Here is a 19712-nt window from a genome sequence, read left to right as displayed (position 1 = left end):
TTATACCCTCCATTGGGTACAACTAAATACATCTTTTCATCATTATTAGGTATTTCGTGTTTACCGAAACCTCTCCATCTTTGCAACTAAACAATAAATAACACTCGGCGATATGCAAAAGTTGAAAAGCGACATACAAAAAACAATACTCGATGCAGCAGAATATCTTTTTATCCGTAAAGGATACAAGAATACTGCCATGCGCGAGATTGCCGCAAAAGCAGATGTAGGGCTGAGTAATATCTATAACTATTTCCCGAACAAAGACAGCTTATTCAGGTACATTTTGCAACCGGTAGTCGACGAGCTCTATACCATGCTCTACAACCACGACGTAAGCAAAGCAAATCTCGAAATGTTCACCAGCCATGATTATCAGAAGAAAGAGATAGAGTTGTATATGGCATTGGCAGGACGCTATCGCAAACAACTGAAACTGCTCCTGTTTCATGCGCAAGGCTCCTCATTGGGTAACTTCCGCGAAGATTATACCAATGAAATGACACGTGTGATAGACATCTTCTTTAAAGATCTGAAAACAAAATATCCGCATCTGAATATACAAGTCTCCAACTTCTTCGTCCATCTGAATACCGCCTGGCTATTCACTTTGCTCGAAGAACTGGTGATGCATCACATAAAGAAAGACGATATGAAAATATTTATCTCCGAATACATTGCCTTTGAAACGGCAGGATGGAAAGAGCTTATGCATGCATAAGCTCTTTTTTTTGAACGTTCCGGAACATTGTTCTTTTTTGAACGAAATCCGTATAACTATAATAATAGAATAAATATGAAAGAAAAAGTAACCATCAACGACCAAATAGCAAATACGCTATTTATTCCGCTTTACATGAGGTTTAAAGAGAGTCGCCGTCCCAACGGTATTATGAACGACCACCTCGCCTGTGAACTGATAAACCGCATCGACTATGACTTTTCACAATTCGACAAAGCTCCACTCAGCGAATTGGGCTGTGTGGTACGCGGCTGTTACTTCGATCGGAAAGTACAGGAATTCATCTTACGGGAACCTTCCCCGATAGTAGTCAATATCGGCTGTGGACTCGATACCCGTTTCCAACGAATCACAGAACGGCGCAATGCCACATTCTACGAACTCGATCTGCCGGAAGTAATCGATCTGCGAAAAGAATTTCTCCCGATAGAACCTGCCGATATTAATCTGCGCGGTTCTATGCTCGATACCGACTGGATGGATCGGTTGAAATCGAAACACCCTCAATCCCGGTTTATCTTTATCATCGAAGGAGTAGTCATGTATTTCACGAACGAACAAGTGAAATCCGTACTATCCCACCTTGCCAAGCGCTTTCCGGGCGGAGAGATTCACCTCGATGTTTGCGGGTCTATGTTCCAGAAGAAAGGAATAAAACCCGACGCATTGAAAAATAATAATGAAGCCCGTATGTTGAGCGCCATAGATAACGGACGTGTCATAGAACAATGGATACCGCAACTGAAAATGACGGATAATATCCTTTATCAAAACATCGAAAAGAAACGTTGGGGAGCATTCGGCGTATTCTGTAGGATGTTTCCGGGACTTTCGCGTAAATTCAGTCACCTCTTAGGATATAAAATTATAGAATAATGGAAAAGAAACAAAAGAAAGGAGTCGCCCGCCTGTTTGAGATAGCGGGTGAACGAAAAGGTCTGTTGATACTGGCCGGCATCTTGTCGGCAGGAAGTGCCTGTTGCATGCTGGTTCCTTATTTATCAGTATACCAGGTAGCCAACGAACTGTTGCAAAATGCAGGAAACATCTCACAAGCAGACAGCGGACACATGATTCGATGGGGATGGATTGCCTTTGCCGGCCTGACAGGCGGATTACTGCTGTTGTATGCTTCACTAATGGCATCACACATAGCCGCTTTCCGTATCCTGTACGGACTAAGGATAAAACTTGCCGAACATATCGGCCGGTTACCTCTTGGCTACTTAAACGGGACTTCGACCGGAGCTATCAAAAAGACAATGGAACAGAATATTGAAAAGATAGAAACATTCATCGCCCACACCATCCCCGATCTGGTGAACGTATTGGCAACGGTGGTCATCATGTTCACCTTATTCTTCACCCTCAACGGGTGGATAGCAGCAGTCTGTCTGTTGGCTATCGCATTGGGGATAGGTCTTCAATGCACCATGATGTTCGGCAAGGCCGGTCAGGAATTTATGCAGACCTACTTCGATACACAGGAAAAGATGAGCGCCTCTGCCGTGCAATATGTACGGGGAATGCCGGTAGTCAAGATATTCGGGCAAAGCATCCGTTCTTTCCGGCAGTTTAATAAAGAAATCGAAGCATACAAGACCTATGCTCTGAAAGTATGCGATACCTATCAACCCGGAATGGTGGTTTTCATGGTGTTGCTCAACTCCATCGTAACTTTTATCCTGCCGGTAGGATTACTTATCCTGAGCGGGCAACCTCAAAACATCGCCTTCGCAGCCGTCTATCTCTTTTTCATCATCTTGGGACCGGGTGTAGCAACCCCGATTTACAAATTGACTTTCCTCGGTTCGAGTACAAAAGAAATCGATGAAGGAGTAACCCGCCTTGACCGGATTTTTTCGGAAAAAACAATGCCGGAAAGCTTAAATCCTCAGAAGCCACACGGGTATGATATTACTTTTACCGACGTCAGTTTCGCCTATGAAAACAAAACGGAAGCCACGCGGACAGATGCTTTACACCATATCAACTTCACAGCCCGTGCCGGAGAAATCACAGCACTGGTAGGTCCGTCCGGTTCGGGAAAATCGACGATAGCCAATCTCATACCCCGTTTTTGGGATGTGGAGCAAGGGGAGATCAAAATAGGAGGCACTAACGTAAAGAATATTGCCACAGAGCAGTTAATGGACCTTGTGTCTTTTGTTTTCCAAGACTCATTCCTTTTCTTCGATACGATTTACGAAAACATACGCGTGGGTAATCCCCATGCTACCCGCGAACAAGTGATAGCTGCCGCACAAGCAGCACAATGTGATGAATTTATCCAACACCTCCCCAAACAATACGACACGATAATCGGAGAAGAGGGCGTCTACCTTTCCGGTGGTGAAGAACAACGTATCTCCGTAGCACGTGCCATTCTGAAAAACTCCCCTATCCTCGTACTGGATGAAGCAACCGCCTTTGCCGATCCCGAAAATGAATACAAGATGCAACTTGCCATTCAAAAACTCATCCGGGATAAGACAGTCATCATTATCGCGCACCGGCTATCATCTATCCTATCGGCCAACCGTATTGTAGTGCTGAAAGAAGGATGCGTTGTGCAACAGGGCACACACGAGGAGCTGTGCCGGCAAGAGGGCGTTTACAAAAAAATGTGGGATGCTTATACCGATGCATCTCAATGGACATTAAATAAATAAGGAGGAAAACAATAATGAATGCAATAAACAACATAACGATCGGACATCCCGAACGGTTACGCAAACCGGTAGGCTACACCATGCTGGCCAACTTGGTGAATATATTCCCTTTCATGCTTTCTATCGAAGCAGTCAACGTATTGTTCAAGGCTTACGATGGAAGCGGAACGGGACTGGATACTACCCGCCTTTGGTGGATATGCGGGCTTTTAGCTGTATACATGATTGCAATGGCTCTTGCCGAACGGGCCTCATTCCGCCATAACTTCCGTAGTGCCTACGAACTAAGCGCCGAAGGACGCATCAACCTGGCCGAACATCTGCGTAAACTTTCGTTAGGATTCTTCAGCCGGCACGATCCGGGAGACTTGTCGTCCATGATGATTACCGACTTCACCATGGCAGAAACAGGTATTTCACACCATCTACCACAATTGATGGGGGCACTGGTCATGCCTATACTGGCCTTCTTCGGTCTTCTGTGGATTGACTGGCGGATGTCCCTTGCCATGTTCATAGCCTTACCGTTGGCCGTATTGGTGCTTATCTTAAGCAACCGGATACAGATCTCCTTAAGCAAAAAACAGATTCATGCCAAGATAAATGCCGGTAACCGTATGGAAGAGTATCTGTTAGGCATCCGCGTAATGAAGGCATATAACCTGTTGGGCGACCGTTTCATCCGCCTGCAAAATGCTTTTCTGGAATTAAAACGTGCCAGTATGCGCCTTGAAGCATTAATGGGACCTTTCATCCTGCTTTCTGTTACGTTAGTACGTGCCGGACTGACGTTAATGATACTTTGTGGAACCTACCTGTTATTGGGCGGGGAATTATCCGTGCTGACTTTCGTCATGTTCCTTATTGTCGGTTCACGGGTATTCGATCCTCTTACCTCGGCACTGACCAATTTCGCAGAGTTCCGCTATTTCTCTTTTGCCGGCGGACGTATACTGAATCTCATGAAAGAACCGGAAATGCAAGGCAACCGGGTATCTCCCGAAAGCGGTGATATCGTGATGGAACACGTATCCTTCGGCTATCAGAAAAAAATGGTGTTGCATGATGTATCGGTAACAATGAAAAAAGGAGCGCTTACCGCATTGGTAGGTCCCTCCGGAAGCGGCAAAAGCACTTTATTGAAGCTCTGCGCCCGTTTCTACGATCCACAAACAGGAAAAGTTTTCTTTAACGGAACAGATATATCGAAAGTAGACCCGGAATCACTGATGAAGCACATCTCCATGGTATTCCAGAATGTCTATCTCTTTCAAGACACGATAAAGAACAACATTCGTTTCGGCAAGCCCGATGCTACCGATGCCGAGATAGAAGAAGCCGCCCGAAAAGCCTGTTGCCACGATTTCATCATGAAGTTGCCCAAAGGATACGAAACTTTGGTAGGCGAAGGTGGATGTACTCTTTCCGGTGGCGAAAAGCAACGCATTTCCATCGCCCGTGCCATCCTGAAAGAAGCCCCGGTCGTACTACTTGACGAGGCTACCGCCTCTCTCGATCCGGAGAATGAAGTGGATGTTCAAAAAGCTATCAATACCCTGATTGCCGGACGTACGGTTATCGTGATAGCCCATCGATTGAAAACCATCAAAAATGCCGATAAGATCATCGTTTTGGAAGAAGGACACGTAGCAGAACAAGGTACACACCAAGAGTTACTGGATCAAAAAGGACTTTACCACCGCTTATGGTCCATACAGGAGAAAACAATGGGTTGGAAATTATAAATTGTGCTACATACATCAGTCGTTTCCAGTGTCGTACATCAATAATAAATTCATGTCGGATATTTATGTATTTTATAAAATAAAGAAATGCATATATCCCTGTAGTACTTAAGATATATTCTTTGTACACACAACATCCGGGTGTTGTAACTAATAACATCCGGATGTCTTGGATTACAACATCCGGATGTTGTGAAGGCGCAAAAAGAAGATTACTTTTTCATATATAATGACTATATTCACAAAACATTGAAAAAATTAAGATTATCATGACCGGCTCTTTAATTAATCGTTATCTTTGCAACAAGGCTTATCCCAAAAGAGTTGAACAAATAAAAGGATAAGAATTTGTTTAAATCATGAAACAATTAATAGCATGTTGCGGATTAGATTGCGAAAGTTGTGATGCCCGTATAGCCACTGTCGAAAATGACAATGAATTAAAAGAAAAAACTGCCCGGAAATGGAGTGTGATGAATAATGCTCCGGAGATTACGGCAGCAACCATAAATTGCATGGGTTGCCGTGCAGACGGAGCGAAATTTGCATATTGCAGCGAGTATTGCGAAATCCGAAAGTGCGTACAAAAGAAAGGATTCAACACTTGTGGTGACTGTATGGAATTGGATACTTGCCAGATAGTAGGTTCCATTTTTCAGCATGCACCTGCAGCAAAAGAAAATTTAAAACAATAAGACGATACATCAATCATCGTCCGACATAATAAAAACAGAAAAACAACTATGAGAACCAAAGACTGGAAAGCCATAAATACACCTCAAATACTTGTAGTAGGAGAAGATTCAAATCTGCAATGGTCCGAAACAGTAGCCAAATATGCCATGTTTGCCGATTATTACTTCCGTAATTTTCCGGAAGATCATGGAGAACGAAGTAGAAATGTAGAATCGCGCAATCTGTTTGATTATATAATGGAACTTACCGGCCATCAACTGACACCGGAAGATGTATATATAACCAATCTGTGCAATGATGAAGTGGAAGCTGCACCCAAGGGAAAAAGAACATTCATCCCGGAAGAAAAAGCAGCAAAAGGCATCGAACACATCAAATGGATTTTATCAGAAAATCCTTCGATAAAATGTGTATTGGCCATGTCCTTACAAACAAACTACTGGCTTCAGAAATTGGGTTTCTATGAAAGTAATGCCGATTTTCTGCAGGCTGCCGAACCCAGACGCATCGGACAACAAAACTTTCCCCCATTTTACCAACCGGTAGACGGCAAAGCATTTATCAGTATCTGCGGCAAAATTTATGAAGCAACGGACCTTCCGGTAAAAGTATTTCCCGTTCTTCCGGCCAAAGACTATCCACTGTCCGAGCAAAACAGAGAACGTTATGCAAAAGGATTGGAACAGGTAACCAAATTTTTTAGGGAAAATAAAATTTTCCAAGAGCCTGTCTAAATATTACTCGGCATTCTTTTGAAAGTTATTTTTAAGAATCGACTGATATAGCATTTAGATTGTATTGGCAAATTATTTAAACCGTTTCAGATTGCTTTTATTAAAGACCCATTCCGTGGTATAAAGCTTGTCTCCTGAATCAGGAGACAATTCATACCACGGTGAAAGAGAACGATTCGATGGATTAACCAATAGGTGTATCGACTTTCGATACTCTGTCCGTATCCGAAAAGAGTACACAGTAGCCATGTGGTACTAACAAGAAATAATTTCTTCATCCGAATAGTCTCTGATTTTCAACTCAATCGTTTATCGTTTTTAATAAACCACCGTTGCTATGATCTGTATAAAAAGAATAAGGAAAACCATAGCAATGGGATAAACTGTCGCATAAGCTACACTCGGAATATTACTATCGACCATCGAATCGGCAGCAGCAAGTCCCGGCGTACTGGTCATTCCCCCTGTAATGGTTCCCAACAGATCGAGCACGTTAATTTTAAATGCCAGACGTCCCACAAGCACGGCGACAAGCATGGGTACGATTGTAATAGCAGCCCCAACACCGAATAACAATAAACCGCTTTCCTGGAAAGTAGCAACCAGGTTCTTTCCGGCGGAAGTACCCACTTCGGCAAGAAACAACAGCAGCCCCAACTGTCGCAATAGCTGGTTGGCAGGGCCGGACATAGACCAAAGGATAGGCCCCGTCTTACCTACTGCACTCAGCATCAACGCTACCATTAATACGCCTCCTGTCAATCCCGGAGAAAAAGAAAGACTATCTGAGAATGAGATATTGAGTTTACCGAACAAAACTCCGAGCACAATTCCCATCGCAATAGGAAAGAAATCGGTATCCGACAGTTTCTTGGCATCATTGCCCAACAAACGGGCTACTCCTTTAATGCCTTCTTTCTCGCCTACCACCATCAGCTTGTCCCCAAACTTCAAAGCCAAATCAGGAGACGGGGAAAGATCGATACCACTTCGACGGACACGCGTCACCGTACATCCGAAATTCCGTTGCAAGTTCAAATTCCCCAATTGTTTATTAATCATATCTTTCTTGGTAAGCAGCAATGATTCTATTTCCTGCGTTTTATCCAAGGGGAGCTCTCCCTCTTCACGTTTGCCGACCAGCACAGATAATTGATCCAAAGACTCCTCACTGCCCACAGCCTGAATATAATCTCCTTCGCAAAGCACCGTATGCGCCGTAGGTATTGATATTTCCTCGTCATGCTTCAAACGGGAAATAACCGCTCCTGTCATCGCACGGGCATTAATCTGCATCAAACTGCGGTTAAAAACACTTGGATTGGAAACACGGAAAATACAGGTATTCAATTCCGGAAATTGTCCGCGACGTTCTATTTCCAATCGACGTGCTTCCTGATCAAGATCGACACGCATTATCTTAGGAAGTAATTTCACAAAAAGAATAACCCCGATCACACCAAACGGATAAGCAATACCATAAGCGATGGATGCCAACGGAGAGTTCGTACTGTCGATAGCCACGGCAAGTCCAGGTGTACTGGTAAGTGCCCCGGCAATCAGTCCCACCACACTGGGAGTATCGATATCAAACAAGTACTTCAAACCGACTGCTGTGAGAGAAGCCGAACAGATAATAAGAATTGTAATCAGGATCAATGTTTTTCCTTTACTCCGAAAAGAATCGAAGAATCCGGGACCGGCCTGAATACCAATAGTAAAAATAAAAAGCACTAAGCCGAAATTGCCTAACTCTTTAGGAATAACAACTCCGAAATGTCCGAAAAGCAGGGCAATAAAAATCACTGCCGATACATCGAGCGATAGCCCCTTAATCTTAATTCTTCCCAACATGAAGCCTAACGCGACAATGAGAAAAAGCGCGAAATAAGAGGAGTTCAATAAATCAGTAAACATAGGTTTAAAAGGGTTTGTTAGTTTAGGCAGGCAAAGGTACGCAAAAAAGCCTCAATCAGCAAGTTTCTTTATCACAGGTGCTGCCTTCGCATTCAAACTCAAGAGTGACATGATGAATACCGGTATCCTCTAACACATGCCTTATAAGGTGTTTGGCCTCCTCCATATGACACATATCATCCAATACGATATGAGCGGTAAGTGCCGTCTCGGTAGTACTTAATGCCTAGGGCAGCCATATGCAGATAAGTACCTTTCACATGGAGGTCTCTCTCCTTATCCTTCATAAAGAGCCAGGCGGTAAAAGCGGTAAGACACTCCTTCCTGCCAGTTAGTTCAGAGAAAGATCCTGCAAAAAGGTAAGTCCGAAGTCTTGCAACACTTCTTCATCTGTTTGTAAAAGTACAAGTGTTTTCAACTCTTGCAATTCCGCATTTGTCAGACAGAAATAAACATTCTCCGATGAAAGCCGGAGAAATATCTTACGATTACTCATCAAGCCATGATTCATCCGAGCCGCTTCCGTCCCATTAATGCCGACTACATAATTACGAAAATGTAAAAAACCATCTTCAGTGAAACGAAAAAAAAGATTACCGAATTCAAGATGATAGACTTTGCAATGATCACAATAGGAAATCATCCCGGAACGGGTTTTATTGATTAGTTCCATAACAATAACATATATTTTGTAAGTATGAAACAAAGATAAGCCACTCTCTAAAATGCTACAATACGCATATATAGTGATTTACACCTTCTTTATTAGCATTTTTCAGGTATACCGGTATTCTCTCTCTCCCTAATTATAAGTATCATAAAGGCGGTAATACCTACAAATAGTGATTGATCATTCTTTTGTCCGTTCATAACTTTGCACTGAAAAATAAACATACAATTATGGTTACCCCGTCAAGGTCTCCCAAAAGACAGTTACATTATCGCAGAAACCTCCTACTGCTTCTTTCAATTCTGATTATTGGAATTGTCTGTCTTTGTGTTTCGTTGACAATGCACGACAAAACCAATGCTGACTGCCACTGTATCCAATGCCTGACAAATCGCATTCCGGAGGATGGAGAGTATCTCTATAATCGATATCTGCCGCTCATCAGTCTTGTATGGATCTTGCTGATATTCCTGCCAATCTATTTTCTTAGCCACAAAAAGAAATAAACCGTATCATTGACATAAATCAAAAATTCACCAAAAAGAACAGCCTTTCTTCCGTGCCTCCTATTTTTTTAATTACCTTTGCCCGCAAAATAGCACTATTTGTCTTGAGAAAACAGATATTTTTCAGAAAATATTAAACCAAAATCTAATAGCCGTGTTATAAACATCATTGTACGACTCTCCTAATGGAGATAATAGGAAAAGGTATTTGGATTTAAGGATTAATAAAGAGAATAATTTATGTTATCAGGCGAACAAGTGGAAGATATTTCCAACATAGACAGTTGCCAAGCAACAGTTACTTCCAAAGAGACGATACAAACAGTTACTGCATACACTACAAGTACGGTAGTCTCAACACCGGTACGCAGAACATTCGAAGAACAAAAGCCCTTCATTTTTGTCATTGTCGGCTTTGCTGCCTTTTACATCATCGCCCTCATTATTGCCCGGATTGTAAAAAATCAGTTGGCGCACTAATTTCAACTCTATATATAAAACAAGCCACCGGAATGACTACTAACAATATCATTCCGATGGCTGTCCCCTTTAAACACCTTTAAACAAAATGGAAAAATATGCCTCGATCTAACTAAACTAACTAACCCTTAGAGGCATATTTTTGAGGAGGCTGATCACTCAGCCTCTTTTCTATTTACGAGCCTCAGCAATGTAACCCAATGCTTCGGCACATTTAGCTGTAACATAAGCCCAATCTTCAGCAGCGACTTTATCTTTCGGGAAGAGTTTAGACCCCATACCGACACAGAATACGCCAGCCTTAATCCAAGCTGTCAGGTTCTCCTTGGTCGGTTCCACTCCACCTGTCACCATCAATTTAGACCATGCCATCGGAGCCATCAAACCTTTCACAAAATTAGGACCATATACATCTCCCGGGAATACCTTGCAAAGATCACAACCTACTTCCTGTGCAAAACCTACTTCGGATACAGAACCGCATCCCGGAGTATAAGGAACCAAACGACGATTACAAACCTTTGCTATTTCCGGGTTAAACAACGGACCTACCACAAAATTAGCACCCAACTGAATGTAAAGGGCGGCAGTAGCCGGATCAACGATAGATCCGATACCCATAGCCATATCCGGGCACTCTTTGGCAGCAAATTTCACTATTTCGGCAAATACTTCCTGAGCAAAATCACCACGATTGGTAAATTCAAAAGCACGAACACCGCCGTCATAACAAGCTTTCACTACTTTCTTTGCCACTTCTGCATCTTTATGGTAGAATACAGGTACCATGCCGGTTGAACCTATTTTATCCAACACAGCTATTTTATCAAATTTTGCCATTTCTTTTATATTTACGATTTAACAATTTACGATTGAAATTTCTTTTAATTATATAAAAAACAATACGATTAGACTTGTTTAATCTGATGAGCCTTCAAAGTAACAATTGAACTGACTATAATCTTATAGAGTTCATTAGCTTCTTGCAATAAGTCTTGCAACTTCTCTGCCTTTATCATACCACTATCCCTTATAGTTTCCAACCAATGTATTGTTTCATCAAGTTCTTCTTCTACCATTTTCAGTTTATTTAAGAAATCCTTATCTGATTTACCTAAACAAGCCGCTCTATAATTAGCAGCAGGAGAAGTACCCGAGCGAACAATCTGCTTGGCAATAGCGTTTCCGGAAATCGTATTGGGCATACCATCTACCATCTTTATTATTCTCAACGAGAACATCTTAAATCGTTTTTTCAAATCTTCAGCGTCCATCAATGAAAGTAATTCCAATCGTAAATAGTAAATCGTCTAATCGTAAATAAATTTATCGTTGAACACGTCCGCTTGCATCTCCACCGGCCAGTGCTTCCACCTCTTCTACCGATACAAGATTGAAGTCACCATTGATTGTATGCTTCAATGCAGAAGCAGCTACGGCAAATTCAAGAGCCTCGCCTTGATTCGGTTTTGTCATCAAACCGTGAATTATACCACCGGAGAATGAATCGCCCCCACCTACACGGTCAATGATCGGATCGATATCATAACGTTTTGAAGTATAGAACTCCTGCCCGTTATAGATCATCGCCTTCCAGCCATTATGAGTAGCAGAGAAAGACTCACGCAAAGTAGAGATTACATATTTAAATCCGAATTCTTTCATCATCTGCTGAAAAATACCTTTGTAGCCTTCAGCATCGGTATGACCTGCTTCAACATCAGCATCCGGTTTGAATCCCAGACAAAGTTCTGCATCTTCCTCGTTACCAATACATACATCTACGTACTTCATCAACGGTTTCATGATAGACTGTGCTTTCTCCTTTGTCCACAGTTTCTTACGGAAGTTCAAGTCCACAGAAACAGTCACACCGTGACGTTTAGCAGCCTCGCAAGCCAAACGGGTCAGTTCAGCAGCTTTATCAGAAATAGCCGGAGTAATACCAGACCAGTGGAACCAGTCAGCACCTTCCATTATAGCGTCAAAATCAAAATCAGAAGCATCTGCTTCGGCAATAGAAGAGTGAGCGCGGTCATAGATTACTTTGCTCGGACGCATAGAAGCTCCTGTTTCAAGATAATAGATACCTACGCGATCACCACCACGGGCTATAAAGTCTGTTTTAACACCATATTTGCGCAAAGCATTTACGGCAGACTGACCAATTTCGTGTTTAGGCAATTTAGATACGAAGTATGCATCGTGACCATAATTTGCACAACTTACAGCAACGTTAGCTTCACCACCACCGTATACAACATCAAAAGAGTCAGATTGAACAAAACGGGTATTACCCGGAGTTGATAATCTAAGCATGATTTCGCCTAACGTAACGACTTTCTTTCCCATAATTCTATGTTTTAATGAAATAAGTAATTAATATTATTAAGTTTCAATTTATCATTTCAAGCCCTTTTCAGCGCTTAACTCACTGATACCATGCATTGTAGTTTAACACTTATCATACATTGCATAGCTTTCGTGTGCGGGCACAAAGATACAATAATTTTCGTAATTACAAAAATTGTTATATATTTGTGTCGAAAATATTAATATTATTATTGTGTACGAGCACAGTGCTATTTACTATTTGACGATTTATTTAAAGAATTTCTCATGAAAACAGAAATAATAACATCAAAATAATAAATAGCTAAATAGTAAACAGATCAATGAATAAGTTACCTGATAGAATTAGAATCAAAGATATCGCCCGTTTGGCCGATGTATCAGTAGGAACCGTAGACCGTGTCATTCATGGCCGCAGCGGAGTTTCGGAAGCAAGCCGTAAACGGGTTGAAGAAATTCTGAAGCAACTGGACTATCAACCCAATATGTATGCCAGTGCACTTGCATCCAACAAGAAATACACTTTCGCTTGCCTTTTGCCTAAACATTTGGAAGGAGAATACTGGACCGACGTAGAAAAAGGAATCAACAAAGCGCTGAGTACGTATTCGGATTTCAACACCACAGTAAAAACCACCTATTACGATCCATACGATTACCATTCTTTCGTTGATGCCAGCAACGATATTGTCGCACAGCATCCGGATGGAGTGATGGTAGCTCCCACCATACTCAAATACACCCAAATATTCATAGAGCAACTGACCGAACTGGATATACCTTATATATATATAGACTCTAACATAAAAGAAATACCACCGTTGGCTTTTTTCGGTCAGAATTCCCGCCAAAGTGGATATTTCGCCGCACGCATGCTGATGTTATTGGCAAGAGATGAAAAAGAAATCGTAATCTTCCGTAAAATACACGAAGGTATTGTGGGCTCCAACCAACAGGAAAACAGAGAAAAAGGATTCAGGCAATATATGAAAGAATATCATCCTTCGTGCAACATCCTGGAGCTCGACCTTCATGCCGAACGAAATGATGAAGATGCTCTCATGCTCGATGCTTTCTTCCAACAACATCCTACTGTGCGTAATGGAATTACATTTAATTCCAAAGTATATATCGTCGGTGAATACCTATTGAATCGCAATAAAAGCGACTTTAATCTCATCGGCTATGACCTTTTAGAACGGAATGTCGCCTGCCTTAAACAAGGTAGTGTCTATTTTCTCATTGCCCAACAACCCGAACTACAAGGATATAACGGTATTAAGGCACTATGTGACCACCTCATTTTCAAGAAAGAGGTAAATTGCATCAACTATATGCCCATCGACTTGCTGACGGTGGAAACAATCGACTATTACAGCAATAAGTAAAAGGATTTACGATTATAAATAAAAAGGACATCATGGAAACAAAGTTTTTAAAAATCAATCCTGCTGACAATGTAGCCGTAGCTATTGTCAACCTGCCTGCAGGAGAAAGTCTTTCAGTGGACGGTATCGACATCACCCTAAACGAAGATGTGCCCGCCGGACATAAATTTGCTTTGAAAGACTTCGCCGAAGGAGAAGATATCATCAAATACGGTTATCCTATCGGCCATGCCAAAATGGCAAAAAGGCAAGGTGACTGGATGAATGAAAATAACATAAAAACCAACCTTGCAGGACTGTTGGAATATACCTACAATCCGATACAGGTATCACTCGATATTGCTCGAAAAGATCTCACTTTCAAGGGGTATCGCCGTAAAAACGGAGATGTCGGTATACGTAATGAGATATGGATTATCCCCACTGTAGGTTGCGTAAACGGTATTATCAATCAATTAGCCGAAGGATTACGCCGTGAAACACAAGGTAAAGGCGTAGATGCGATTGTCGCCTTCCCTCACAATTATGGTTGTTCACAGCTGGGCGACGACCACGAAAACACGAAAAAAATTCTTCGTGACATGGTGCTTCATCCCAATGCGGGTGCCGTATTAGTCGTTGGATTGGGATGCGAAAACAACCAACCGGATGTATTCCGCGAATTCTTGGGTGATTACGATCAAGATCGTGTAAAGTTCATGGTTACCCAGAAAGTAGGTGATGAATATGAAGAAGGAATGGATATGCTTCGTGAATTATATGCTAAAGCAGTGAAAGACGAGCGCACCGAAGTTCCCCTGTCCGAACTGCGCGTAGGATTAAAATGTGGAGGTTCTGACGGTTTCTCCGGTATTACGGCAAATCCGTTATTGGGTATGTTCTCCGACTTCCTCATAGCACAAGGCGGAACCAGCGTGTTGACGGAAGTGCCGGAAATGTTTGGTGCAGAAACAATCCTAATGAATCGCTGCCGTAACAAAGAGTTGTTCGAACAGACTGTCAAGTTGATCAATGATTTCAAAGAATACTTCCTGTCTCATGGTGAACCTGTAGGTGAAAACCCGTCACCGGGAAATAAAGCCGGCGGTATTTCCACTTTAGAGGACAAAGCTTTGGGATGTACACAAAAATGTGGAAAAAGCTATGTAGAAGGTGTATTGTCCTATGGAGAACGTTTACAGGTCAAAGGACTTAACTTGTTATCGGCCCCCGGAAATGATTTGGTAGCTGCTACTGCATTGGCCTCTTGCGGATGCCATATGGTATTATTTACCACCGGACGTGGAACTCCTTTCGGTACTTATGTCCCCACAATGAAGATATCTACCAATTCAACTCTGGCAAAAAACAAGCCGGGATGGATCGATTTCAATGCCGGTGTGATTGTTGAAAATGAACCGATGGAAAAAACATGTGAACGTTTCATCGATTACATCATTAAAGTGGCAAGCGGAGAATTCGTTAACAACGAAAAGAAAGGATATCGTGAAATTGCTATATTCAAGACAGGAGTAACGCTGTAAAAAAGAAGCTAAAAGTTAGAAGTCAGGAGCCGGTAGTCAAAATCAGAAGCATGTAGCACGCAGACATAAACATGCTGAGTTGATTTTAGCTATCGGCTACTATTTTTTTATATTGATCACTTAGCGTCCGCCAACCACTAACTACTAACTACTAACTACTAACTACTATCTGCTAACTTCTATCTTCTTATTATTATCTTTGCACTCCAAATACAAGTACAATTCAAAGAATGAACGAAGAAAAGAATATAAAAAGAGCATCCGGCTGGTGGGCACTTAGTCCTCTACTTGTTTTTCTATGCCTATACTTGGCTACTTCAATTATCGTCAACGATTTTTATAAAGTACCCATCACTGTCGCATTCTTAGTATCCTCATGCTACGCTATCGCTATAACAAAAGGACTAAAGCTGGATCAACGAATATACCAGTTCTCCGTTGGCGCTTCAAACAAAAACATCATGCTCATGGTTTGGATCTTTATTCTTGCCGGAGCTTTTGCCCAAAGCGCCAAACAAATGGGTGCCATCAATGCAACAGTAAACCTCACTCTACATATACTTCCGGACAACCTACTTTTAGCAGGTATCTTTATAGCTTCCTGCTTCATTTCGCTCTCTATCGGTACCAGTGTAGGAACAATCGTAGCTCTTACTCCGGTCGCTACCGGATTGGCACAAAGAACAGGAATAGATATCCCTTTCATGGTAGCCATCGTAGTAGGCGGTTCTTTCTTTGGCGATAACCTGTCATTCATCTCCGACACCACCATCGCCTCTACCAAAACACAAGGTTGTGTAATGCGCGACAAGTTCCGGGTAAACTCCATGATCGTAGTCCCAGCCGCACTCATTGTACTGGGCATTTATATCTTTCAAGGATTATCAGTCATTGCTCCGGCACAAACACAGGAAATCGAATGGCTTAAGGTCATACCCTATCTCGTTGTATTGGGAACAGCCATCGCCGGTATCAATGTAATGATCGTCCTTCTTCTCGGTATCATCAGTACAGCTATTATCGGAATTCCCACGGGCAGTTTCAGTATATTCGAATGGTTTGGCGCAATGGGTAGTGGCATCACCGGAATGGGCGAACTTATCATCATCACCCTATTGGCAGGAGGCATGCTTGAAACAATCCGCTATAACGGAGGAATCGATTTCATTATTGAAAAGCTCACACGTCATGTCAATGGTAAACGTGGTGCCGAACTAAGTATTGCCGCCTTGGTAAGTATCGCCAACCTTTGCACAGCCAACAACACCATCGCCATTATCACTACCGGCCCGATTGCTAAAGACATTGCCGGAAAATTTAATCTCGACCGCCGAAAAGTAGCCAGCATTCTCGACACCTTCTCCTGCTTTATACAAGGTATCATTCCTTACGGAGCGCAACTTCTTATGGCAGCCGGATTAGCCAATATCTCCCCCATCAGTATCGTTGGAAATTTGTATTATCCTTTTACGATGGGGACATTTGCATTATTAGCCATTCTTTTCCGCTATCCACGCCGGTATTCATAAAAACAGAAAATGCCATCATACTGCGATTTCGATTTTAGAAACCAAACCACCACCCGGTTTCTTTAATCGAAAAACTTCTTTTATATCCATAGCAAAAATCAAAATTCGCATCAGAAATTCATTCATAACTTTTAGATTTATAGCACTTTATTACAAATTCCAAGTTCACTGATTTAAAAATATTATCTATCTTTGTGCCCTCCAAACAACAGTAATAGAAAAATATGCTAAATCATAATTCCGACAAGTTCACCCGACTAACTTCCATGGCGCAGATTGGTTGGTTTGAAGTTAATTTAAAAACCCAACAATACACTTTATCAGAATTTGTTACGGATCTTCTATGTCTCGAAAAGAAGACAGTCGGTTTTAATGATTTGTATCATCTGGTTCACGAAGATTATCGCGAACATTTAAAAGAAGAATTTAAAGTCCTTCACAGCCAACGCATATTCGAACAGATTTTCCCTATCCACACAAAATATGGAATGAATTGGGTACAACTGAAAATGGAATCCGATTCAGATATCGGCCAGGCAAATATCCACTGGTTCGGTTATATCAGATGTCTCGATGATATTGAAAGCACTGAAAAAGGATTGGGCAATAAAGAAGAACTAAATAAATTACTTTATCGCCAAATAAGTATATCACATTCTCTATTGTCATTTCTGCAAACAGACGATATTTCCGATACAATCCGGGAAATCCTGAAAGATATATTGATACAATTCAATGGAGACCGGACTTACATATTTGAAATATTCCCGGAAGAAAAGATTCAAAACTGCATTTATGAAATAACAGCAGAAAATGTATCTGAAGAACAGGAGTCACTCCAAAATATTCTGTTCGATGAATCCTCGTGGTGGAACGAGCAGATATCCGGTCAGAAAGCCATTATTTTAAATACACTCGATGCCATGCCTCCGGAAGCAAGATATCACAGAGAAATTTTAGAACGCCAAGATATAAAATCTCTCATGGTTGTCCCATTGCTATCCAAGAAAAGGGTATGGGGATATATGGGTATAGACATCATTAAGCAATGTCGTAATTGGAGCAATGCCGATTATCAATGGTTCACTTCATTGGCAAATATCATCAGCATTTGTATTGAATTACATAAATCCGAGCAAAAAGCCATAGAAGAACAGCAAATATTACAGCATAAAGAAGAGGTGCTCAATAACATTTTCCAAAACTTACCGGCCGGCATCGAATTATACGATAAGGACGGTTATCTGACAGAAATCAACGATAAAGAACTCGAGATGTTCGGTATCGGGAACAGAGAAGACGTATTAGGAGTAAACCTGTTTTCCAACCCTAACATACCGGACAATATTAAAGACAACCTCAGAAGACAGGAAGATGCTTTTTTCAACACAAACTATAACTTTTCCGCCATAAACGATTATTATCCTTCTCTGAAAAAAGATACCATCAATATAGTGACCAAAGCTACGGCATTGCGTGACTCTAAAAACAATTTCACAAACTACTTACTCATCAATGTAGATACCACAGAGGCTGCATCCGCCCGTTCGAAGATAAAAGAATTCGAAACCCTGTTCGCCCTTATAGGCGATTATGCAAAAGTCGGGTACGCCGTATTCGATGCCTTAAGCCGTGATGGTTATGCCCTTAGTAGCTGGTATGATAATATCGGTGAAAAAGACGGAATTCCCCTCCCCGAAGTTATAGGCGTTTATCGGAATGTGCATCCCGATGACCGGGCAGTTTTAAAGGAGTTTGTAGGTAATGTCAAACAAGGACAAGCTACCTGCCTGCGTAAAGACATACGTATCAAAAGAGCATCCGGTAACTATTCCTGGACCAGCGTCAATGTACTTGTAAGAGATTTCCGCCCTCAGGACGGAATCATTGAAATGGTCTGTGTCAACTATGATATCACTCCACTGAAACAAACGGAACAAAAACTTATCATTGCCCGGGATAAGGCCGAACAGTTAGACCGGTTAAAATCAGCTTTCTTAGCTAACATGAGTCATGAAATCCGTACTCCCCTCAATTCGATTGTCGGTTTCTCGACTTTACTGACCGAAACGGATGATTTAGAAGAACGCGCAGAATATATCAGCATCATACAAAGGAATAACGAACTATTGTTACAACTGATTTCAGATATATTGGATCTTTCCAAAATTGAAGCCGGTACATTCGATTTTGTAAAAGAGAGATTTGAGATTGAACAAGCCTGCCAAGAGATTGTACAAGAGCTCAAAGCAAAACCCCAAAAAGGAGTAACACTTCTTTTCGAATCGCATGCTTCACCCTGCCATATATATAGTGACAAGAACCGATTTACTCAAGTCCTCACAAACTTCATCAATAATGCCATCAAATTTACCTCACAAGGCAACATCACCGTAGGTTATGAAATAACATCCGACAATGCAATAAAAATCTATGTACATGATACCGGGTTAGGAGTTCCCAAAGAAAAGCTCGACAATATATTCGACCGTTTTGTGAAGTTAAACACCTTTGCTCAAGGTACCGGAATCGGATTATCGATCTGCAAAAGCATCATTACACAAATGGGAGGTGAAATAGGAGTCGAATCGGTCGTGAATGAAGGTTCGTGCTTTTGGTTCACACTTCCCTTGCAACAAGGGAAGTGAACTTTGAAAATTAATTGATTCATTTCCAAAATGTTAATTTCATCATAAGATATATATTTAAGTAAAACATTTCCTATCTTTATTCAGCTAAACATTCTTTTCTTATATTT

General features: G+C 41.6%; 17 protein-coding genes and 1 pseudogene. 11 read left to right on the top strand and 7 right to left on the bottom strand.

Features of this window, described 5'->3' with window-relative positions:
* Window positions 1–112: 112 nt before the first annotated feature.
* The 6 genes from RB604_RS13155 to RB604_RS13130 all read left to right on the top strand — a co-directional run bounded on the left by RB604_RS13155 (window position 113) and on the right by RB604_RS13130 (window position 6589).
* Window positions 113–721: a TetR/AcrR family transcriptional regulator gene (locus RB604_RS13155; protein WP_005923199.1), complete on the top strand. Its 609-nt coding sequence runs from the start codon at window positions 113–115 to the stop codon at window positions 719–721.
* Between the two features lie 75 nt (window positions 722–796).
* Complete coding sequence (locus RB604_RS13150) at window positions 797–1618, top strand: class I SAM-dependent methyltransferase (protein WP_055295036.1); 822 nt, start codon at window positions 797–799, stop codon at window positions 1616–1618.
* Window positions 1618–3414, top strand: a complete 1797-nt coding sequence (locus RB604_RS13145; protein ID WP_007480540.1) for an ABC transporter ATP-binding protein — start codon at window positions 1618–1620, stop codon at window positions 3412–3414. Before RB604_RS13150 ends, RB604_RS13145 begins: the two co-directional genes overlap by 1 nt.
* Window positions 3415–3428: 14 nt before the next feature.
* Window positions 3429–5159 (top strand): ABC transporter ATP-binding protein, encoded by a 1731-nt coding sequence (locus RB604_RS13140; RefSeq protein ID WP_055295034.1) that lies wholly within the window; start codon window positions 3429–3431, stop codon window positions 5157–5159.
* 359 nt (window positions 5160–5518) lie between these two features.
* Complete coding sequence (locus RB604_RS13135; protein WP_005923207.1) at window positions 5519–5854, top strand: DUF3795 domain-containing protein; 336 nt, start codon at window positions 5519–5521, stop codon at window positions 5852–5854.
* A gap of 48 nt (window positions 5855–5902) precedes the next feature.
* Window positions 5903–6589: a hypothetical protein gene (locus RB604_RS13130; protein ID WP_021936333.1), complete on the top strand. Its 687-nt coding sequence runs from the start codon at window positions 5903–5905 to the stop codon at window positions 6587–6589.
* A gap of 318 nt (window positions 6590–6907) precedes the next feature.
* Here RB604_RS13130 and RB604_RS13125 read toward each other — a convergent pair whose 3' ends face one another.
* The 4 genes and pseudogenes from RB604_RS13125 to RB604_RS13110 form a co-directional block, all read right to left on the bottom strand.
* Window positions 6908–8506 carry an aspartate:alanine exchanger family transporter gene (locus RB604_RS13125; protein WP_005923211.1) on the bottom strand — a complete coding sequence of 533 codons (1599 nt, stop codon included), beginning with the start codon at window positions 8504–8506 and terminating at the stop codon, window positions 6908–6910.
* Window positions 8507–8561: 55 nt separating this feature from the next.
* Window positions 8562–8820, bottom strand: a pseudogene (locus RB604_RS13120) (hypothetical protein); the annotation flags it as partial.
* Between the two features lie 17 nt (window positions 8821–8837).
* Window positions 8838–9179, bottom strand: coding sequence for a DUF6686 family protein (locus tag RB604_RS13115; protein WP_309005423.1), 342 nt, complete (start codon window positions 9177–9179; stop codon window positions 8838–8840).
* Between the two features lie 293 nt (window positions 9180–9472).
* Entirely contained in the window at window positions 9473–9670 is a 198-nt protein-coding gene (locus RB604_RS13110) for a hypothetical protein (protein WP_129648259.1), read from the bottom strand.
* A 252-nt stretch (window positions 9671–9922) separates the two neighbouring features.
* Here RB604_RS13110 and RB604_RS13105 point away from each other — a divergent pair, with 252 nt between their 5' ends.
* Window positions 9923–10162 (top strand): hypothetical protein, encoded by a 240-nt coding sequence (locus RB604_RS13105; protein WP_005923215.1) that lies wholly within the window; start codon window positions 9923–9925, stop codon window positions 10160–10162.
* A 171-nt stretch (window positions 10163–10333) separates the two neighbouring features.
* On the opposite strand, the gene RB604_RS13100 is transcribed toward RB604_RS13105, so the two are convergent.
* The 3 genes from RB604_RS13100 to RB604_RS13090 form a co-directional block, all read right to left on the bottom strand.
* Window positions 10334–11002 (bottom strand): bifunctional 4-hydroxy-2-oxoglutarate aldolase/2-dehydro-3-deoxy-phosphogluconate aldolase, encoded by a 669-nt coding sequence (locus RB604_RS13100; protein WP_005923218.1) that lies wholly within the window; start codon window positions 11000–11002, stop codon window positions 10334–10336.
* Between the two features lie 68 nt (window positions 11003–11070).
* Window positions 11071–11436, bottom strand: a complete 366-nt coding sequence (locus RB604_RS13095) for a four helix bundle protein (RefSeq protein WP_055295032.1) — start codon at window positions 11434–11436, stop codon at window positions 11071–11073.
* Window positions 11437–11488: 52 nt separating this feature from the next.
* The gene (locus tag RB604_RS13090) at window positions 11489–12514 is read right to left on the bottom strand and encodes a sugar kinase (RefSeq protein ID WP_005923224.1); all 1026 of its coding nucleotides are present in this window, start codon (window positions 12512–12514) and stop codon (window positions 11489–11491) included.
* Between the two features lie 323 nt (window positions 12515–12837).
* Between RB604_RS13090 and RB604_RS13085 the strand changes: the two genes are divergently transcribed.
* The 4 genes from RB604_RS13085 (at window position 12838) to RB604_RS13070 (ending at window position 19602) form a co-directional block, all read left to right on the top strand.
* A complete protein-coding gene (locus RB604_RS13085; protein ID WP_005923227.1) occupies window positions 12838–13902 on the top strand; it encodes a LacI family DNA-binding transcriptional regulator in 1065 nt (354 codons plus the stop codon).
* 32 nt (window positions 13903–13934) lie between these two features.
* Window positions 13935–15425, top strand: coding sequence for a UxaA family hydrolase (locus tag RB604_RS13080; protein ID WP_055295029.1), 1491 nt, complete (start codon window positions 13935–13937; stop codon window positions 15423–15425).
* Window positions 15426–15655: 230 nt separating this feature from the next.
* The gene (locus tag RB604_RS13075; protein WP_055295026.1) at window positions 15656–16954 is read left to right on the top strand and encodes a Na+/H+ antiporter NhaC family protein; all 1299 of its coding nucleotides are present in this window, start codon (window positions 15656–15658) and stop codon (window positions 16952–16954) included.
* A gap of 224 nt (window positions 16955–17178) precedes the next feature.
* Window positions 17179–19602, top strand: coding sequence for a sensor histidine kinase (locus RB604_RS13070; protein WP_055295024.1), 2424 nt, complete (start codon window positions 17179–17181; stop codon window positions 19600–19602).
* The last annotated feature ends 110 nt before the right edge of the window (window positions 19603–19712 follow it).

The organism is Bacteroides salyersiae, assembly GCF_031172035.1.
Lineage (GTDB): Bacteria > Bacteroidota > Bacteroidia > Bacteroidales > Bacteroidaceae > Bacteroides > Bacteroides salyersiae.
Note: the sequence above shows the minus strand (reverse complement) of the source record. Positions and strands in the feature narration are given on the sequence as shown.

Bases quoted from the DNA above. Each gene is read 5' to 3' on its own strand.
- RB604_RS13145 (WP_007480540.1), top strand. From the start codon at position 1,618: ATGGAAAAGAAACAAAAGAAAGGAGTCGCCCGCCTGTTTGAGATAGCG.
- RB604_RS13080 (WP_055295029.1), top strand. From the start codon at position 13,935: ATGGAAACAAAGTTTTTAAAAATCAATCCTGCTGACAATGTAGCCGTA.
- RB604_RS13140 (WP_055295034.1), top strand. From the start codon at position 3,429: ATGAATGCAATAAACAACATAACGATCGGACATCCCGAACGGTTACGC.
- RB604_RS13105 (WP_005923215.1), top strand. From the start codon at position 9,923: ATGTTATCAGGCGAACAAGTGGAAGATATTTCCAACATAGACAGTTGC.
- RB604_RS13130 (WP_021936333.1), top strand. From the start codon at position 5,903: ATGAGAACCAAAGACTGGAAAGCCATAAATACACCTCAAATACTTGTA.
- RB604_RS13135 (WP_005923207.1), top strand. From the start codon at position 5,519: ATGAAACAATTAATAGCATGTTGCGGATTAGATTGCGAAAGTTGTGAT.
- RB604_RS13095 (WP_055295032.1), bottom strand. From the start codon at position 11,436: ATGGACGCTGAAGATTTGAAAAAACGATTTAAGATGTTCTCGTTGAGA.
- RB604_RS13090 (WP_005923224.1), bottom strand. From the start codon at position 12,514: ATGGGAAAGAAAGTCGTTACGTTAGGCGAAATCATGCTTAGATTATCA.
- RB604_RS13115 (WP_309005423.1), bottom strand. From the start codon at position 9,179: ATGGAACTAATCAATAAAACCCGTTCCGGGATGATTTCCTATTGTGAT.
- RB604_RS13085 (WP_005923227.1), top strand. From the start codon at position 12,838: ATGAATAAGTTACCTGATAGAATTAGAATCAAAGATATCGCCCGTTTG.
- RB604_RS13100 (WP_005923218.1), bottom strand. From the start codon at position 11,002: ATGGCAAAATTTGATAAAATAGCTGTGTTGGATAAAATAGGTTCAACC.
- RB604_RS13125 (WP_005923211.1), bottom strand. From the start codon at position 8,506: ATGTTTACTGATTTATTGAACTCCTCTTATTTCGCGCTTTTTCTCATT.
- RB604_RS13070 (WP_055295024.1), top strand. From the start codon at position 17,179: ATGCTAAATCATAATTCCGACAAGTTCACCCGACTAACTTCCATGGCG.
- RB604_RS13155 (WP_005923199.1), top strand. From the start codon at position 113: ATGCAAAAGTTGAAAAGCGACATACAAAAAACAATACTCGATGCAGCA.
- RB604_RS13150 (WP_055295036.1), top strand. From the start codon at position 797: ATGAAAGAAAAAGTAACCATCAACGACCAAATAGCAAATACGCTATTT.
- RB604_RS13075 (WP_055295026.1), top strand. From the start codon at position 15,656: ATGAACGAAGAAAAGAATATAAAAAGAGCATCCGGCTGGTGGGCACTT.